The organism is Nocardia sp. NPDC057440, assembly GCF_042802915.1.
Taxonomy (GTDB): Bacteria; Actinomycetota; Actinomycetes; order Mycobacteriales; family Mycobacteriaceae; genus Nocardia.
In genome coordinates, this window is sequence record NZ_JBHVDF010000013.1 from 63,298 (window position 1) to 79,426 (window position 16,129).

At 66.1% G+C, this 16,129-nt stretch carries 18 protein-coding genes; 10 read left to right on the plus strand and 8 right to left on the minus strand.

Annotated features, from left to right (window positions below; translation table 11 throughout):
• Positions 1 to 2: 2 nt before the first annotated feature.
• From sufC to ACFU4Z_RS25020, 8 genes are all read left to right on the plus strand, one after another.
• Positions 3 to 779, plus strand: coding sequence for a Fe-S cluster assembly ATPase SufC (gene sufC / locus ACFU4Z_RS24985; RefSeq protein ID WP_379067036.1), 777 nt, complete (start codon positions 3 to 5; stop codon positions 777 to 779).
• Between the two features lies 1 nt (position 780).
• Positions 781 to 2,034, plus strand: coding sequence for a cysteine desulfurase (locus ACFU4Z_RS24990; RefSeq protein WP_379067038.1), 1,254 nt, complete (start codon positions 781 to 783; stop codon positions 2,032 to 2,034).
• Positions 2,035 to 2,037: 3 nt separating this feature from the next.
• Complete coding sequence (gene sufU, locus ACFU4Z_RS24995; protein ID WP_379067040.1) at positions 2,038 to 2,532, plus strand: Fe-S cluster assembly sulfur transfer protein SufU; 495 nt, start codon at positions 2,038 to 2,040, stop codon at positions 2,530 to 2,532.
• Positions 2,529 to 2,906, plus strand: a complete 378-nt coding sequence (locus ACFU4Z_RS25000) for a metal-sulfur cluster assembly factor (RefSeq protein ID WP_328402857.1) — start codon at positions 2,529 to 2,531, stop codon at positions 2,904 to 2,906. Before sufU ends, ACFU4Z_RS25000 begins: the two co-directional genes overlap by 4 nt.
• Before the next feature lie 168 nt (positions 2,907 to 3,074).
• Entirely contained in the window at positions 3,075 to 3,293 is a 219-nt protein-coding gene (locus tag ACFU4Z_RS25005; protein ID WP_379067043.1) for a hypothetical protein, read from the plus strand.
• A gap of 121 nt (positions 3,294 to 3,414) precedes the next feature.
• Positions 3,415 to 4,263 (plus strand): HAD family hydrolase, encoded by an 849-nt coding sequence (locus ACFU4Z_RS25010; RefSeq protein WP_379067045.1) that lies wholly within the window; start codon positions 3,415 to 3,417, stop codon positions 4,261 to 4,263.
• 109 nt (positions 4,264 to 4,372) lie between these two features.
• The gene (locus ACFU4Z_RS25015; RefSeq protein WP_379067047.1) at positions 4,373 to 4,795 is read left to right on the plus strand and encodes a DoxX family protein; all 423 of its coding nucleotides are present in this window, start codon (positions 4,373 to 4,375) and stop codon (positions 4,793 to 4,795) included.
• 78 nt (positions 4,796 to 4,873) lie between these two features.
• Positions 4,874 to 5,305: a DUF4189 domain-containing protein gene (locus tag ACFU4Z_RS25020; protein ID WP_379067049.1), complete on the plus strand. Its 432-nt coding sequence runs from the start codon at positions 4,874 to 4,876 to the stop codon at positions 5,303 to 5,305.
• A gap of 45 nt (positions 5,306 to 5,350) precedes the next feature.
• Here ACFU4Z_RS25020 and ACFU4Z_RS25025 read toward each other — a convergent pair whose 3' ends face one another.
• Genes ACFU4Z_RS25025 through ACFU4Z_RS25035 form a run of 3 tightly spaced genes read right to left on the minus strand, consistent with a single transcriptional unit; the run spans position 5,351 to position 7,913 of the window.
• The gene (locus tag ACFU4Z_RS25025; RefSeq protein ID WP_328402849.1) at positions 5,351 to 6,013 is read right to left on the minus strand and encodes a methionine ABC transporter permease; all 663 of its coding nucleotides are present in this window, start codon (positions 6,011 to 6,013) and stop codon (positions 5,351 to 5,353) included.
• Between the two features lie 11 nt (positions 6,014 to 6,024).
• Entirely contained in the window at positions 6,025 to 7,041 is a 1,017-nt protein-coding gene (locus tag ACFU4Z_RS25030) for a methionine ABC transporter ATP-binding protein (RefSeq protein ID WP_379067052.1), read from the minus strand.
• On the minus strand, positions 7,038 to 7,913 hold the full coding sequence (locus tag ACFU4Z_RS25035; protein WP_379067054.1) for a MetQ/NlpA family ABC transporter substrate-binding protein: 876 nt from the start codon (positions 7,911 to 7,913) through the stop codon (positions 7,038 to 7,040). Before ACFU4Z_RS25035 ends, ACFU4Z_RS25030 begins: the two co-directional genes overlap by 4 nt.
• 167 nt (positions 7,914 to 8,080) lie before the next feature.
• Between ACFU4Z_RS25035 and ACFU4Z_RS25040 the strand changes: the two genes are divergently transcribed.
• Positions 8,081 to 8,947: a MetQ/NlpA family ABC transporter substrate-binding protein gene (locus ACFU4Z_RS25040; protein WP_379067056.1), complete on the plus strand. Its 867-nt coding sequence runs from the start codon at positions 8,081 to 8,083 to the stop codon at positions 8,945 to 8,947.
• Positions 8,948 to 8,950: 3 nt separating this feature from the next.
• Here ACFU4Z_RS25040 and ACFU4Z_RS25045 read toward each other — a convergent pair whose 3' ends face one another.
• The gene (locus tag ACFU4Z_RS25045; RefSeq protein WP_379067374.1) at positions 8,951 to 9,991 is read right to left on the minus strand and encodes an isopenicillin N synthase family dioxygenase; all 1,041 of its coding nucleotides are present in this window, start codon (positions 9,989 to 9,991) and stop codon (positions 8,951 to 8,953) included.
• Positions 9,992 to 10,282: 291 nt separating this feature from the next.
• On the opposite strand from ACFU4Z_RS25045, the gene ACFU4Z_RS25050 reads away from it, so the two are divergent.
• Entirely contained in the window at positions 10,283 to 11,161 is an 879-nt protein-coding gene (locus ACFU4Z_RS25050) for an LLM class F420-dependent oxidoreductase (protein WP_379067058.1), read from the plus strand.
• An 83-nt stretch (positions 11,162 to 11,244) separates the two neighbouring features.
• Here ACFU4Z_RS25050 and ACFU4Z_RS25055 read toward each other — a convergent pair whose 3' ends face one another.
• The 4 genes from ACFU4Z_RS25055 to ACFU4Z_RS25070 form a co-directional block, all read right to left on the minus strand.
• Positions 11,245 to 12,000 carry an enoyl-CoA hydratase/isomerase family protein gene (locus tag ACFU4Z_RS25055; RefSeq protein WP_379067060.1) on the minus strand — a complete coding sequence of 252 codons (756 nt, stop codon included), beginning with the start codon at positions 11,998 to 12,000 and terminating at the stop codon, positions 11,245 to 11,247.
• 183 nt (positions 12,001 to 12,183) lie between these two features.
• Positions 12,184 to 12,615, minus strand: a complete 432-nt coding sequence (locus ACFU4Z_RS25060) for a pyridoxamine 5'-phosphate oxidase family protein (RefSeq protein ID WP_379067062.1) — start codon at positions 12,613 to 12,615, stop codon at positions 12,184 to 12,186.
• A gap of 86 nt (positions 12,616 to 12,701) precedes the next feature.
• Entirely contained in the window at positions 12,702 to 13,187 is a 486-nt protein-coding gene (locus ACFU4Z_RS25065; protein WP_379067064.1) for a hypothetical protein, read from the minus strand.
• 345 nt (positions 13,188 to 13,532) lie between these two features.
• A complete protein-coding gene (locus ACFU4Z_RS25070; RefSeq protein WP_379067066.1) occupies positions 13,533 to 16,100 on the minus strand; it encodes a cytochrome P450 in 2,568 nt (855 codons plus the stop codon).
• Positions 16,101 to 16,129 lie beyond the last annotated feature (29 nt).

A 16,129-nucleotide genomic window follows, 5' to 3' on the forward strand; every position in this document is an offset into this window, starting at 1 on the left:
CGATGACCACCCTGGAAATCAAGGACCTGCACGTCGAGGTTGCCAACCCGGACGAGTCCGGTGAGCCCATCAAGATCCTGAAGGGCGTGGATCTCACCATCAAGTCCGGTGAGACGCACGCCATCATGGGCCCCAACGGCTCCGGCAAGTCGACCTTGTCGTACGCGATCGCCGGCCACCCCAAGTACACGGTGACCTCCGGTTCGATCACGCTCGACGGCGAGGACGTCCTCACGATGTCCGTCGACGAGCGTGCGCGTGCGGGCCTGTTCCTGGCCATGCAGTACCCGGTCGAGGTGCCCGGCGTCTCCACGTCGAACTTCCTGCGTACCGCTGTCACCGCCGTCCGCGGTGAGGCCCCCAAGTTGCGGCATTGGGTGAAGGAAGTCAAGGAGTCGATGAGCGAGCTCGAGATCGATCCCGCCTTCGCGGAACGCAATGTGAACGAGGGCTTCTCCGGTGGTGAGAAGAAGCGTCACGAGATCCTGCAGCTCGGCCTGCTCAAGCCGAAGATCGCCATCCTGGACGAGACCGATTCCGGCCTCGACGTCGACGCGCTGCGCATCGTCTCCGAGGGTGTCAACCGCTACAAGGAGCGTGAGAACGGCGGCGTGCTGCTGATCACGCACTACACCCGGATCCTGCGTTACATCAAGCCGGAGTTCGTGCACGTCTTCGTCGGTGGCCGCATCGTCGCCGAGGGCGGTTCGGAACTGGCCGACGAACTCGACGCGAACGGCTACGTCCGCTTCACCCAGTCTGCTACCGCAGGAGCCTGATATGACCGCCACGGTCCCCGCACTCGACGTGGCCCGCATCCGGGCCGATTTCCCGATCCTGAGCCGTACGGTTCGGGACGGGAAACCGTTGGTGTACTTGGACTCCGGCGCGACCTCGCAGCGGCCCGTCGCGGTCCTGGACGCGGAACGCGAATTCCTGGTCCAGCACAATTCGGCGGTGCACCGCGGCGCGCACCAGCTGGCCGAGGAGGCGACCGACGCCTACGAGGATGCCAGGGCCGATATCGCCAGGTTCGTCGGCGTGCACGCCGGTGAGATCGTCTTCACCAAGAACGCGACCGAATCACTGAACCTGGTGACGTACTCCTTCGCCGACAGCCGGTTCCCGTACCACGTCGGCCCCGGTGACGAGATCGTCATCACCGAGCTCGAGCACCACGCGAATCTTGTTCCATGGCAGGAGCTCGCGCGCCGTACGGGTGCGACGCTGAAGTGGTACGGCATCACCGATGACGGCCGGATCGATCTCGATTCGCTCGAATTGTCGCCCGCCACCAAGGTTGTCGCGTTCACGCATCAGTCGAATGTCACCGGCTCGATCGCGCCGGTGGCCGAATTGGTGCGCAGGGCAAAAGAAGTCGGCGCTCTCACCGTGCTGGACGCCTGCCAGTCGGTGCCGCACATGCCGGTGGACTTCCGTGAGCTCGGCGTCGATTTCGCCGCGTTCTCGGGCCACAAGATGCTCGGACCTTCCGGTGTCGGTGTGCTCTTCGGCCGCCGCGCGCTGCTGGAGGAGACTCCGCCGTTCATCACCGGTGGCTCGATGATCGAGACCGTCACCATGGAGGCGAGTACCTTCGCCCCGCCGCCGCAACGCTTCGAGGCGGGCGTGCCGATGACCTCGCAGGTGGTCGGACTCGGTGCCGCGGTGCGGTATCTCGAGGCGATCGGCATGGAAGCCGTTGCCGCGCATGAGCACACGCTCGTCGACGCGGCGCTGGCCGGACTCGGCGCCATTGATGGCGTGCGGATCGTCGGCCCGACCGAGAACGTCGACCGCGGTGGCGCGGTGTCGTTCGTGGTCGATGGCATCCACGCGCACGATGTCGGCCAGATCCTGGACGACGAAGGCGTCGCCATCCGGGTGGGTCACCACTGCGCGTGGCCGCTGATGCGCCGCCTCGGCGTGCCTGCGACCGCGCGTGCCTCCTTCGCGGTTTACAACACCCTCGAAGAGGTAGACAAGCTGGTAGCCGCGGTGCGGAAGGCTCAGAGCTTCTTCGGGGTTGGATAAGACATGCGCATGGAGCAGATGTACCAGGAAGTGATCCTGGACCACTACAAACACCCGCATCACCGCGGGCTGCGGGAACCGTTCGGCGCCGAGGTGCACCACGTGAACCCGACCTGCGGTGACGAGGTGACCCTGCGCGTCCAGCTCGACGACAACGGTGACGTCGCCGACGTCTCCTACGACGGTCAGGGCTGTTCGATCTCGCAGGCGTCGACCTCGGTGCTCACCGATCAGGTTATCGGCCTGCCGCTGCAGCAGGCGCTGAAGGTGGTCGACTCGTTCAACGAGATGGTCGCGAGCCGCGGCACGGTCGAGGGCGATGAGGACATGATCGGCGACGGTATCGCCTTCGCGGGCGTCGCCAAGTATCCGGCTCGGGTGAAGTGCGCTTTGCTCGGCTGGATGGCGTTCAAGGACGCGGTGGTCCGGATAACCTCCGCCGAGGAAGCCAAGCGTCAGATGGGCAATGGATTGCCAACGAATGGGGAAACGGCATGAGCGAGACACCGGTAACCGAATCTGCCGAACAGGCTGAACAGGTCGAGCTGTCCGCGGAGGACATCAAGCGCCTCGAGGATCTCGAGGAGGCGATGCGCGACGTCGTCGACCCCGAACTCGGCATCAACGTGGTCGACCTCGGCCTGGTCTACGGCCTGGCCGTCCAGGACGAAGTCGCCATCCTCGACATGACCCTCACCTCCGCGGCCTGCCCGCTGACCGACGTCATCGAGGACCAGTCCCGCAACGCGCTCGTCCGCAGCGGCCTCGTCGAGGACCTCAAGATCAACTGGGTGTGGATGCCCCCGTGGGGCCCTGACAAGATCACCGAAGACGGCCGCGAACAGCTCCGCGCCCTCGGCTTCACCGTCTGACGGATACCCGCCCTTACGCCCCGGCCGTTGGTCGGGGCGTTGTGCATTCGGGGGCCGATCCTCCGGCGAGGGCGCACCATGGAGAGTGCTTCTCGCGTTTGAGCAATCATGTGCGATGAAGCCGCATCGTGAGCCTGCGATGATGGGGCGGGAGTCGGAAGAAGCGCGATGTTCTGGTTGGAGATCCACGAGTTCTCGAGGGACCGTCAGCCGCGCTGGGGGTGGGTCGTGATCATTCTTGCCGCCGTGCTGTTTTTCGCGGTGCTGGTGATGGTGTTGGTCAGCACCGATGATTTCGAGGACGGACCGACGACGACCGTGCCGTCCACGTCGGGGCCATGCCAGCCGTTCTGTATCCGGAGCACTACCGCGCCGGGTGGCGGGTAGCGTCCGTTCGCGGGCTAATTCGAGTGTTCTCCAGGCGCGGCGCACGTACGATCGAGTGCGTCCGACCTCCTCGCACCGAGCTGGGGCCGCGGGTCGACGGTGCGGCTGGAAGGGGAGCGCGATGGGAGCGCCAGCACTATCCGATGTGGTGCCTGCGCCGCAGTGGCGGCCTCACCTGGTGGCCTTGGATATCGATGGCACGCTGTGTCCGGGACATGGCGTGAGTCCGATGCTGGCGCACACCACGATGAGTCCCGCGGTGCGGGAGGCCATCGGCGCGGTGTTGCGCTCCGACGCCCACGTGGTGTTGTCGACGGGGCGTTCGACAATCGCCACGCTGCCCTTCTTGGCCGAGCTCGGGCTGTCGGCCGGCACGGCGATCTGCTCGAACGGCGCGGTGTCGATCGATGCGGCAACCGGGGCGGTGCTCGACCAAGCCGTGTTCGACCTGGTCGAGCCGGTCACTGTGCTACGAGAAGTATTGCCCGGCGCGGTGTTCACGGTGGAGGAGGTCGGGGTCGGGGAGCGGACCACCCTGCATATTCCCGGACGACCGTATTTCGGTGGGGCACTGCGGGTGGTGGACATCGACGAATTGGTGGCCACCCCGAGCACCAGGCTGACGGTGCACTGGCCCGAACGCACGCGCGTCGATCTGGCTGCCGCGTTGGCGGGTGTGCAGGTGCCGGGCGCGCACTGCGTGTACGAGGTGGACGGGGCGTGGATGGATATCAGCCCGATCGGTGTCACCAAAGGTTCTGCGCTGGAAGCGCTTCGGGTCCGTCTGGGTGTGTCGGCCGATAGCACGCTGGCCGTCGGCGACGGCACCAACGATCTCGAGATGCTGGCGTGGGCCGCACACGGCGTCGCTATGGGCCAGGCGCCGGAAGTGGTCCGCGCGGCTGCGGACGAAGTCTGCCTACCGGTCACCGAGGACGGTGTGGCGATGTTACTTGCGCGCTGGTTCTGAGCCGGAACCTGCGGCTGTCACATCTTCGGGCCTCCCACGGTCATTGCGGTGACGGGATCTACCCGTCGTCGTCGCGCCCGCGTGGCGACACACTGCCCGGAGGAACAACATGCCGCAACGTTCACGATCGGCCCGGCTCGGCACGGTCGTCTACTGGTTTCTCGCGTTCGAGTTCGTCGTCGGTTTCGCCACGAAGTACTGGCCGGGGCCGACCTTTTTCGGTCCGGCGTACTCGGAGAAGTTCGCCGAGTGGGGTTTCGACCCGAACATGCGATTCGTCGTCGGCGGGCTGGAATTGATCGCCGCCGTGCTGCTGGTGGTGCCGCGCAGGGAGGCTCGATTCCTCGGCGCCGCGATGCTGGTTCTGGTGCTGACCGGCGCCGTGACCACGCACCTCATCGACGATGGCGCGATCTACGAGGAGGTCTCCGCGCCGCTGCACTTGGTGATCATGGTGGTCGTCGCCCTGCTGAACTGGCCGGCCGACTGGAGAGACGTTGTCCCGCTGCGGAATCGAATGGCGTCGCGATGAAGTGGAAGCTTGGACAATTCGCGAGCGGTGGACGACGATCTTGCTGGACATCGTTTCGAGAAAACGGGAGAAATCATCATGGCAGTGTCGGGCAAGGCGGCTCTCGGCCTGGTCGTGTCATCCGCGACCGCGTTCGTGGCGCTCGGAGCCGGAACCGCCGGCGCGGCGGGCGACCTCTACGGGTCGCTGGCGATCTCGATCACATCGCGCGGCGCGGTCGTCGGATCCGGTGTCGACTATGGGAGTTACGAGGAGGCGGATCGGCGTGCGCTATCGGAATGCGGCGCCTCCATGTGCAAAGTCATCGTGCACTTCGTCAATGCCTGTGGCGCCGTCGCGGTCCGCGACGGCCACTACACCTGGGCGTTCGGGAATTCGCGGCTGGAGGCGGAGCGGGCCGCGGTCGGGCAGCTCGGCCCCGACCCGTCACCGCTGCTGGTCGCCCTCGGCAGCGCGGCGCCGAGCCGCGCAGCGATCGTCACCTCGGAGTGCACCGCGAACGCACGCTGATGAGCCCATTGGTACGCGCGGTCGACCATCGCGCGCATCAATGTTTCAGCGGCGCAATACTTTCCTGGCCAGGAAATTGCCGAAGAACTGGATGCCCTGGACGCCGGCGATAATGATCAGCGTCGCAACCAGCGTGACCTGCCAGTCGAACCGCTGATACCCGTAGACCAGCGCGAAGTCGCCGAGCCCGCCGCCACCGACGGTGCCGGCCATGGCCGACATATCGACGATCGCGACGATCACGAAGGTGTAGCCGAGCACGAGCGGGCCGAGTGCTTCCGGGATGAGCAGCGTCAGGATTATCCGCAGCGGTCCGGCGCCGACGGCCCGTGCCGCCTCGATGACCCCGGGATCGACGGTGACCAGGTTCTGCTCCACGATGCGCGCTATGCCGAACGACGCGGCCACGATCATGACGAAGGCGGCAGCCTCGGTGCCGATGGTGGTGCCGACCACTTCGAGGGTTACCGGCCCGAGGGCCGCGAGCAGGATGATGAACGGAATCGGCCGTACCACATTCACGAGCACGTTGAGCAGGAAGTAGATCGGGGCGTTCGCGAGCAGGCCGCCCTTACGGGTGGTGTACAGCGCGGTCCCGAGGAACAGCCCGATCAATCCGCCGATCACGAAGGTGAGCAGCACCAGATAGACGGTCGTGCCGATCGCTTCCTGCAGCACCGGCCGCAGTTTGTCCCAATCGGTATGCATGCTTGCTCCTTTCAGGCCGATCGGCGATCGAGTTCGTCGACCACCTTGTCGACCGCGTCATCGGGCCCGTGCAGAGCCAGCGTGACGCTGCCGAACGTCCTGTCCTGCAACGTGCTCACCCCGCCGTAGACCACCTCGAACCGGACCTGTGCGTTGGTCGCCGCGGCCAGTGCCGCGCCGATGCCTCGCTTGTCGTCGACATCGACGGTGACCAGCCTGCCGCCGTGCAGCTCGCTGAGCCTGCGGAACTCCTCATCGCTCGGCCGGTTGTGCAGCACGGTGTCGACGAACGACCGGGTCGGCGCCGCCTGCGGGTCGGCGAAGACATCGAAAGTGCGGGCCAGCTCCACGATTCGACCCTCGGCAAGCACCGCGACACGGTCGGCCACCGCGCGGATGACATCCATCTCGTGGGTGATGACCACAATGGTGACGCCGAGCTCGCGATTGATCTTCTTCAGCAGCCGCAGCACCTCCTGGGTGGTCTCCGGGTCGAGCGCCGAGGTCGATTCGTCCGCGAGCAGCAATGACGGCGAGGTAGCGAGGGCGCGCGCGATGCCGACGCGCTGCTTCTGGCCACCGGAGAGCTGGTCGGGATAACTGCGCGCCTTCTCCGACAGGCCGACGAACTCGAGCAGTTCGGCGACGCGCGCCTTGCGCTCGGCCCGCGGCCAGCGCGCCACCTTCAGCGGGTACTCGATATTCCCTGCGGCCGTGCGCGATCGGAACAGGTTGAACTGCTGGAACACCATGCCGATATCCCGGCGGATCCGCCGCACCTCGGCCTCCCGCACCCCCGTGATGGGAGTGCCGGAGACCTCGACGGTGCCACTCGTCGGCTTCTCCAGTGCGTTGATCAGCCGTACCAGCGTGCTCTTGCCCGCCCCGGAATAGCCGATCACGCCGAAGATCTCACCCTTTTCGATCCGTAGGTCGATGCTGTCGAGCGCGACATGGCGATCTGCGCCTGTACCGAAAGCCTTGGTGACCGAACGGAATTCGACCGCGGGGACCTGGTGCTCGCTCACTTGCCGTCGCGGATGGTCTGCTGCACCCGCTGCAGGATCTGCTCCAGCTCGGGACCGTTTCGCCGCACCTCGACCGCGGTGCCCTTGGTCACCTCGGCATGGGCCTGCTGCACCTCGGGGGAGTGCCAGAGTTCGACGAGCTTCTGGTACCTCGGGTTGTTCTTGTCTTCGGCCCTTGTCACCAGCGCGTTGATGTACGGCTCCGCGGAAGGATTCTTCGGATCGTCCTTGTACAGCGCCGAATTGGGGTCGATGCCGGAGCGGTCGAGGAAGGTGTTGTTGATGATCGATCCGTCGACCGAGGCCAGCGACAGCGCCGTCTGCGCGGCGTCTACCGGGGTCACCTTGACCTTGGACGCGCCCTTGTCGATGTCGGCGGGCGAGGGCGCCTTAGTATCCGACGACAGCTTCAGCAGACCCGCGGCCTGCAGCACGAACAGGGCCCGCGCCTGATTGGTCGGGTCGTTCGGGATCGCGATCTCGGCGCCCTGCGGCAGGTCGGCAAGGGTCTTGTGCTTCTTGGAGTACAGGCCCAGCGGCACGATGTAGGTGGAGCCGATCGGGGTCAGATCGGCATTGTTCGCGACGTTGTAGGCGCCGAGGAACTGCAGGTGCTGGAACAGATTCACATCGATCTGCTGCTGCGACAGCGCGAGGTTCGGCTGCTTGTAGTCCGAGAAGTTGGTGATCTTCAGGGTAATGCCCTGCTCCTTCGCCTTCTGTTCGAAGACGTCCCAGGCCTTGTCCTTGTCGGTGGTGCCGATGCGCACTACCGTGTCGGAGGAGGCCTTGTCGTCGGAGCCGCACGCCGTAAGGGTGAGGGCCGCGGTGGCGACCAGGACCGGGATCGCCAGTACCCGATGGAATTTCACTCGTGCTCCCGAATTCTTGTCGCAACATCCGCCCGACGGACCTGTGCCCGGTCGAGCGTTTTCTGAACCCGGTAATCCAAGCGGTGCGTCGCAGGGGACGACAACGGTTTGAATTGTGCTGAGCAAAACTCTCGCGAACTCTTGGACGGGCGTCTAGTTTGCGAGAAATGCGAATTCTGCGCCGTGTTGCGGTGATCCCGATCCTGTTCGCGCTGGCTGCCGGTGTGGTGGCATGTGGCGAGGAGCGCAGTCCCGACGTGGTGCGTGTCGGTGTGAACGACATCGCACTACCGCACTGGGAGGTCTACAAGAAGAAGGCGGCCGAGCAGGGCATCACGGTCGAGTACGTCAACTTCACCGACTACAACCAGCCGAATCCGGCGCTGGCGCAGAAGCGGATCGATCTCAACAAGTTCCAGCACGTGCGATACCTGGCCAACTACAACGTCCGCAACAACGACACCCTGGTGCCTATCGGCGCCACCGAGATCTTCCCGCTCACCCTGTACTCACGGAAGCACAAGTCAGTGAACGACATTCCGAAGGGCGGCCAGATAACTCTCAGCAACAATCCGGCCAACCAGGTGCGGCCGCTGCTCAGTTTGGCCGCGGCGGGCCTGATCGTGCTGAAGGGCGGCGCGAGCTGGGACTCCAAGATCGAGGACGTCGACACCGCCGCCTCCAAGGTGCGCCTGACCACGATCGAGCCGACGCTGACCGCGCCCTCGCTCGACAGTGCGGACGCGGCATTCGTCGACGACACCTTCGCGCGGCCCGCCGGTCTGACCGCCAAGGAAGTGATCTTCACCGACGACCCCGAGCGGCCGGAGCTGAAGCAGTACATCAATATCTTCGCCGCCCGCGCCGCGGACAAGGACAACCCGAAACTGGTAGCCCTGGCGAAGTTGTACCACGACCCCGAGGTCGAGGCGGCGGTGCGCGCCGAGACCGGCTACCAGGGGGTGTTCAAGACCAACGATCCCGCGGACCTGCAGGCCACGTTGACAGAACTCGAGGCGAAATTCCGCAAGTAGGTCTCACCTGTCCATCGCGGACAGCACTCGGGCAGCCTCGCGCTGTGCGTTCGTATTCGGTTGCAGCGCACGCGAACCGGCCAGCTTCGCCTGCACGTGCTCGGAGACCGTGATCGGCGCGTACTTGCTGCCCGCACCGATGCACGAAGGCAGTGTCTCGATCACCGCGTCGAAATTGCCGTCGTGGAAGAACGCGGCGCTGCGGCGGCGTTCGATGGTGCCGTCGACGATCGGCGGCATCACCCGATGCAGTGTGGACAGCCACCGTTCATTGGTCCAGCGTGCCATCAGGTCGCCGAGGTTGACCAGCAGTGCGTCGTCGGCGGGCTGCACGTCGTGCCAGCGTCCGTCCGCACCGAGTACCTGAAGGCCCGGGACCTGGTCGGCCCACAGCGCGGTGACGATGCCGTAATCGGTGTGCTCGCCCATGCCTGTGAGGTCACCGTCGAGGTCGGCGGTGCCCGGAGGCAGGGCGTAGTTGTTCATCCGCAGCACATCCAGCGAGTGATCGGTGAACCGGTCGAAATACCCGGCGGGCAGGTCGAGGGCGTCGGCGAAGATGGTGGTGAGGGTACGCACGACGCGCGCGGCCGCGGCGAAGTACGCCTGCACTCGCTGCTGGAATGTGGACAGCTCTGCGGGCCAGACGTTGTCGGCATAGCCTGCCGCCGCGGGCAGGTCCAGGTCCGGGTAGTCGGCGGTGGTGGTGCCGACGTTGAACGCTTCGAAGAAATCGTTCATCCGCGTCGCCGAGGCCACCCCGAGGCTCAAGCTCAGGTTCTCGCTTTTCGGCGGCGTGTAACCGCGATTGAACTCGACGGCGGTCCGGTACCGCTGTTTGATCGCCGGATCGAGGGCGAAGAAGTCGTCGAGTGCGCCGGCGAAATCGTCGAGGACCGGCCGCGCGATGCCGTGCCCGCGAATCTGCATGAACCCGACCGTGCTCGCGGCCGCATCCACCTGACGGGCGACCGCGGCCCGCTCGGCGTCGCTTGCCCGGTCGACGTAGGACGAGATGTCGATGACGGGAACACCGAACTCCATCATGTGCGTGTCCTTTCCTGGCCGGGCGGCATACATCCAGCTTGTGGCCGGATGCATGCCGCGTTCGGTCATTCGGGTCACGATCGCGTAAAGCTGCGCGGCGGCAGGTGCCTCCTGGATGCGCCCGGCCCCGCCCTCGGAGACGAAAAAGCCATCCGTCCGTTGCGGGCGATAAACGTCTGGCCTGCTCATCCAAGGTTGCCTTGACCTCGGCGGCAACGTTTAGCGTTGCGGACGCCGGCCGCACGGAAGGGCCGCGCTTGGTCCGCATCGATCATCCGAGGAATGCCCATGAAGTTCGCGATCAGCTACAGCACGCCGTTCAACGGCACCGACCCCGACAGGCTCACCGCGTTTGCTGTGCATGCCGAGACCTGTGGTTTCGAGGGCCTGTATCTGCCGGATCACATCGCGTTGTATCCCGGTGCGATATACGGGGGGAACGAGCTGCCGTCGACGCTGCCGTATTTCGACCCGCTCGACAGCCTGAGCTTCGTCGCCGCGTCCACCCGGAGGATTCTGCTGGGTACGGGTGTACTGCTGCTGCCGTACCGGCATCCGGTGGTGCTGGCCAAGCGGCTCGCGACGATCGATGTGCTGTCCGGCGGGCGTATGCGGTTGCTCACCGTCGGGCTCGGTTTCCTGCCGGGCGAGGCGCAAGCGACGGGCGTGGACTTCGCCACCCGTGGCAGACGCGCCGATGAAGCGATCGACGTCATGCGCCTGCTGTGGTCGGGCGGGCCGGAGGGGGTCGGTTATCACGGCGAGTTCTTCGACTTCGACGATCTGTGCAGCTTCCCGAAACCACAAGGGGCGAGCGGGCTTCCGATCCATATCGGTGGCAGCAGCCGAGCGGCGGCGCGGCGGACCGGTCAGCGCGGTGACGGCTATTTCGCCGGTGGGATGCTGCCCGAGCCCGAACGCGACATCCAGTGGGAACTGGCCAAGGCATCGGCTGTGGAGGCAGGCCGCGATCCCGCGGCGCTCGAGTACACCCGCTGGGGAACCGTCGATATGACCGCCGAACAGGTCGAGGCTTCGGCCGTGCGCGGCGTGACCCGAATCGTCGTCGGACTCCAGCCGGGTGATCCCGGTCAACAGCTGGACAAGATGTCGGAATTCGCCGAACGTCTCGGACTGGTAGGGGAATTGCAGAACCAGCACAACTGACTTCCGCCCGAGCTCGCCAACGATCCCTTGCGCGAATTCACCTTCGATCGCGCGGAACCCGGCTGTTGCCGAAGGGGTAGTCCTCAGGAGGCGGTGAACTTCGGCGCGCGGCGTTCGCCGACCGCGCGGACGCCTTCCGCGAAGTCGGCGCTCTGCATCAGTTCCGCCTGCTGTGCGGCCTCGTGATCGGTTGCGGCACGGATCTTTTGCGCCAGATCACCGCGCAATGTGGCGCGGATCGAGCGCACTGCGAGCGGCGCGTTGGCCGCGAGCTGCGCGGCCAGTGCGACGGCCTCGTCGCGCAGTGTGCTCGCGGTGGTCAGCCGATCGCACAGGCCGATGGTTTCGGCTTCGGCCCCGTCGACGGCCCGACCGGTGGTCAGCATGTCGAGCGACTTCTGTGCGCCGATGACCGCGGGCAGTGTGACGGTAAGTCCGAACCCGTGGTGGATGCCGAGTCTGGCGAAGTTGGCGATGAATCGCGTCTCACGGGTGGCGACCCGGAAGTCGGCGGACAGCGCCAGTCCGAGCCCGCCTCCGATCGCCGCGCCGTGCACGGTCGCCACGGTCGGGGTGCCGACTTCGAACAGCCGCGCGGCCTCCGCATACAGCTCGCGCGGATCGCCGATCCCCGGCCCGGCGAAGTCGGCTCCCGCGCAGAAATGCTTTCCGGTGGAGCACAAGACAATTGCTCGGCAGTCGGGGTCTTCGTCCAGCGTCGTGTACGCATCGGCCAGTGACCGGATCAGCGTGGTGTCGAAGTAGTTGTACGGTGGCCGCGAGAATTCCACCACTGCCACATGATCGTCGCGCAGTTCGATCGCAAGGTCGTCGCTCACTCGGGACTCCAGAACGTTACGGACAGTGACTGAGCGAACCTTAACGGAGTCCGGGAACTGTGGTGCGGGGCAGGGGATCTCCTCGGACCGGCCGGGAAACGCGACGGGCGCCGAACCGGCACTTCCTTTCCAGTGATGTCCTCTCGCGTGCGGTGCCGCCCACGCTGGGCGGTGTGCGGATCGTCAGGTGCTCGCGACAGCGATGAACAGGCTCGGTGTGACCGTGATCAGTATCCGGTCGCGGGCGGAATCTCGTTCGGTCATCCCGGAAGCCGTCCCGCCGTCGAGGTACTTCTCACGGATGCGCGCGGTCCAGATGCCGTCCCGGTCGGCGGCGAGTACGGCGTCACCGATGACGCGGACTTGCCGATTGGGTCGTTGGCCATCGGCCCGCAGCCCGGCTTCCCGATCAATGACGAGGCCGACGCGCGGGTTCGAACGAATCCTGCGCAGATGTGGCCGCCCCGCATAGCTGGTGAGACGGAAGGCGCCGTCGTCCCAAAGGAACCAGATCGGCGTGACGTGCGGATATCCCGACGGATCGACCGTGGCCAGATGCGCGACGATGTCGTTGGCCAGCAGCCCGGCGATCTCGGCCTGGCGAAGCGCTCGCATGCCCGACTCCCTCCACTTCGAACGTGTGTTCGATTATACCGGAGTGTGTCGATCCTGACCGCAATGGAACGCGAGCACGCGCAGGCTCACGCTACGAGGATGAGTGTGGTGGTGGCCATCGCCAGAATCGCCAGCACCTGCAGCGCCGCCGCGCCGAGCAGCAGATGAGCCTTGAGGGTCGTGCCTGCCCGAAGCGACGCGATCGTCTGTGGGTTGCAGTACGCCGATACGTACCGGGCGTCCACTTCGCTGTCCGTCCAGTGATCGGTCAGCATCGCTCGCATCGAATCGGTGGACGTCACCCGGTACCGCCAGCTGATACCGGCGAGAACCGCGAGGACGGCCGACCCGAACAGGGCGAGCATCGCGACGTACAAGGCGATGAGTGCTCCGCCGGTCAGCGTGAAGTCCTTGCCCTTCACCACCGCGACCACTGCCAGCACCAGCGTGACGAGCCCGGTCGCGCTCGTGACGGCTGCCGCCGCGCGGGTGTTCAGGGCGTCGCGGCGGGAATATTCGCGATTGAGCTGGCCCTGGATGAAGCTCGCCCACCCGCTGCCCTGCTCGGACACGGCCGGTGCCCCGCTACCTCGTCCTGAACAGTCTCTTGATGATTCGCTGCACAACACCGGGCTGCTCGGACGGAGGCTGCGAGCTATCCCCTGTCGGCGAGCCGGCCCCGTAGGGCTGCGCCCCGGGCCCGTACGCGTTGTCGAACGTCACCCACCCGGTCGCGGGCGGACCGCCCTCCTGCTGAAGCTCGTCCGATTGCTCGTCGCTCGGGTCGGATGGACCGCTCATCAGCTGATTTTGGCAACACTGGCGACACCGCGCACCGACATTGCCGGAAACAATCTCGCAACGCATGTCCAGCTCGCCGCGTCTGGGTGTGGCGAGCAGACCTCATCTCCAGTCGGCTACCGCGGGCTCAGGGTGACCGGTAGCGCCGAGGGGGACAGGACGAAGTCTCGGTTGGAGGCCCGCACGACGTAGTTCGGATCGGGCGTCGGCCGCCAGCGTGCGAGCAGCGCTGCTGAGGCCAGGGTGATCTCGAGCAGGGCGAAGTGGTCGCCGAGGCAGCGACGCCGGCCGACGCCGAAGGACAGGTTGGCCTTCTTGTCGATGCCGTCGGCGCGCTCCGGTGACCAGCGCGCCGGGTCGAAAGCCTCCGGGTTGGCGTAATAGCGCTTGTCGTGCTGAACCATGTAGGGGCTGAACATGATTGCCGCGCCGTCCGGGATGGTGAGCCCGCCGATGGTGACGTCGCCGTCGGCGGTGCCCGCGCTGATCCACGGGCCCCAGAAGCGAAGTGTCTCCGCCACAACCTGTTTGAGGTAGGGGAGCGCGGCGAGATGCTCCGGTCGAACGGGACCGGTTCCGACGACGGCATCGATTTCGGAATAGAGCTGTTCGGCGATGTGCGGGCGGCGCATGACCTCGTGCCACAGCCATCCGGTCAGTGAGGCCATCGATCCGACGCCGCCTGCCAGCATCAGGATCGCTTCATCGATGATGTGCTCGTCGGACAGCGTTGCTCCGGTCTCGCTGTCGGTGTGCCGGATGAGCGCGGACACCACGTCGTTGAAATCCTCGTCGCGGCGGCGATATTCCGACACCACCTCCCCGATGGCGCCACGCAGGTGGCGCGCCTTCGTGCGCCACCGCCAGTTCGCGATTACCCGCAGACGGCGTACCTGCGGCGGTAGTGCGGTTCGCAGGATGACCTGGCCGAGCAGCCACGGCACATTGTCGCGGATCTCGCGTCGCGCGTCGTCACTGAACTCGGCGGTGAACAGCGTCGAGGAGACCGTGTCGAGGATCAGGCCGTGGGCCTCGTCCATCAGATTCACCCGTGCACCCGATGGCAGTCCCGCCGACCAGCTTTCGGCGATGTCGGCCGCCGACCTCGTGTACTCGGCGAGGCGGCTCTGGCGCAACGCGGGCGCGATCATCCTGCGCCGCAGCTTGTGTTCGTCGCCGCGCAGGACGTTGACCGATCCGCCTGCGATGTCCTCGATCGCCTCACGCAGGTCTTCACGATTGAGTTCCGCGTCGCCGATGCCTGCCTCGCGAACCAGATCCGGGGTGGTGAGGAGGTACCCGGTCTGCTTGCCGAAGAATATCCGCACAATCGGCCCGAGGTCCGACAGCGACGTCACAAACGCGGGGGCGTCGCGCAGCGCCCGCAAGCTGTGCCCGACCAGCGGTAGTTGCCCCGGCGCGGTGGGCACCTCCGAAAGCGAGTGCGGCATTACCAGTTCGAGGCTGAGCGCGGACGTCTCGCCTGCCTGTCGATAGATGTCCAGCACGGCGCCCGTGTGCTGTGATTGCCGTACCGAGTCGCTGTATTTGCCGAGCACGGTGCGCATTTCGGCAAGCGCGTCGCGGTCGGCGGCCAGCTCGGCAATGGTCGCGGCGATCCCCACGGCCGAGGCATCCGCCGTGCGGACACCGCCACCGCTGGGCACCGACTCGTCGAGATCGGGATCGCAGTAGATGATCGGAAGCCCCACCGCCACCGCCTCGAGCAGGACCATGCCCTGGGTGTCGAAGCCGTAAGAGGGGAAAAGCAGCGCATCGCCACCGGACATGGCGTCGAGAGATTCGGCCTGAGTGACTCTGCCGTGCAATCGGATTCGATCGTCCAGACGGTGCTCGGCGATCGCCGAGGCCGCGGCATCGCGCAAATCCCCTTCGCCATAGATATCGAGGGTGCAGTTGCCGGTGCGCCGTACGGCGTCGATCGCGTCGAGCAGGCGCTTCTCGGTGGAAAGCCGGCCACTCCACACCAGCCGCAGCGGCTCGTCGGCCGTCTGTCCGGAAACCACGCTGCCGTGGTTTTCCAGCAGGGCATCGTCGACGCCGTTGGACACCACCTGAATCGGGCGGGACAGCCCGTGCGCGACCATCAGGTCGGCGAAATGCCGCGTCGGCGCGATCACCCGGTCGGCAGCCTGGGCCTGACCGACGATCGTCCACCAGGCATGGCGCGCGGCCCGACTCTCGGCCCGGTGCGGCATGTGATGGCGGTGCGGCACGAACCGGCCGTGCAGCGCGCGCAGCGCCAACGCTGCCGCGTAGGGCGCGGGCGAGGTGTGTTCGATGAAGGCGTCGTCCCGGCTCTGGGCGGTGTGCACCAGCGGAAGCCGATGCCGCCGTGCCGCTTTCATTCCGGAAATGGCGACACCGTAGGTGGTGTGCGTGTGCACGACGTCGATCGGACCGTATGCGGCGAAAGCGGCGTCGATCAACTCGGCATTGCGCTTGGTCGGCAGCACCACCGGGAAGCCGTTCACCTCGAGCCCGGCGACCGCATCGAGCTCGACCACGTTCGGCTGGGAATCGGTGGTGCTGCCCGGCAGTGGCGCGACGAAGAGGGTGACGTGGTGGCCCGCACGCTCCAGCCCGCGACTCAGCGAGCCGACCGCACTCTGGACACCACCGAGCGTCGCCGGGTGGTAATCCATGAACATAGCGATGTGCACAATGGGCACTGTACCGACACGCGACGGTC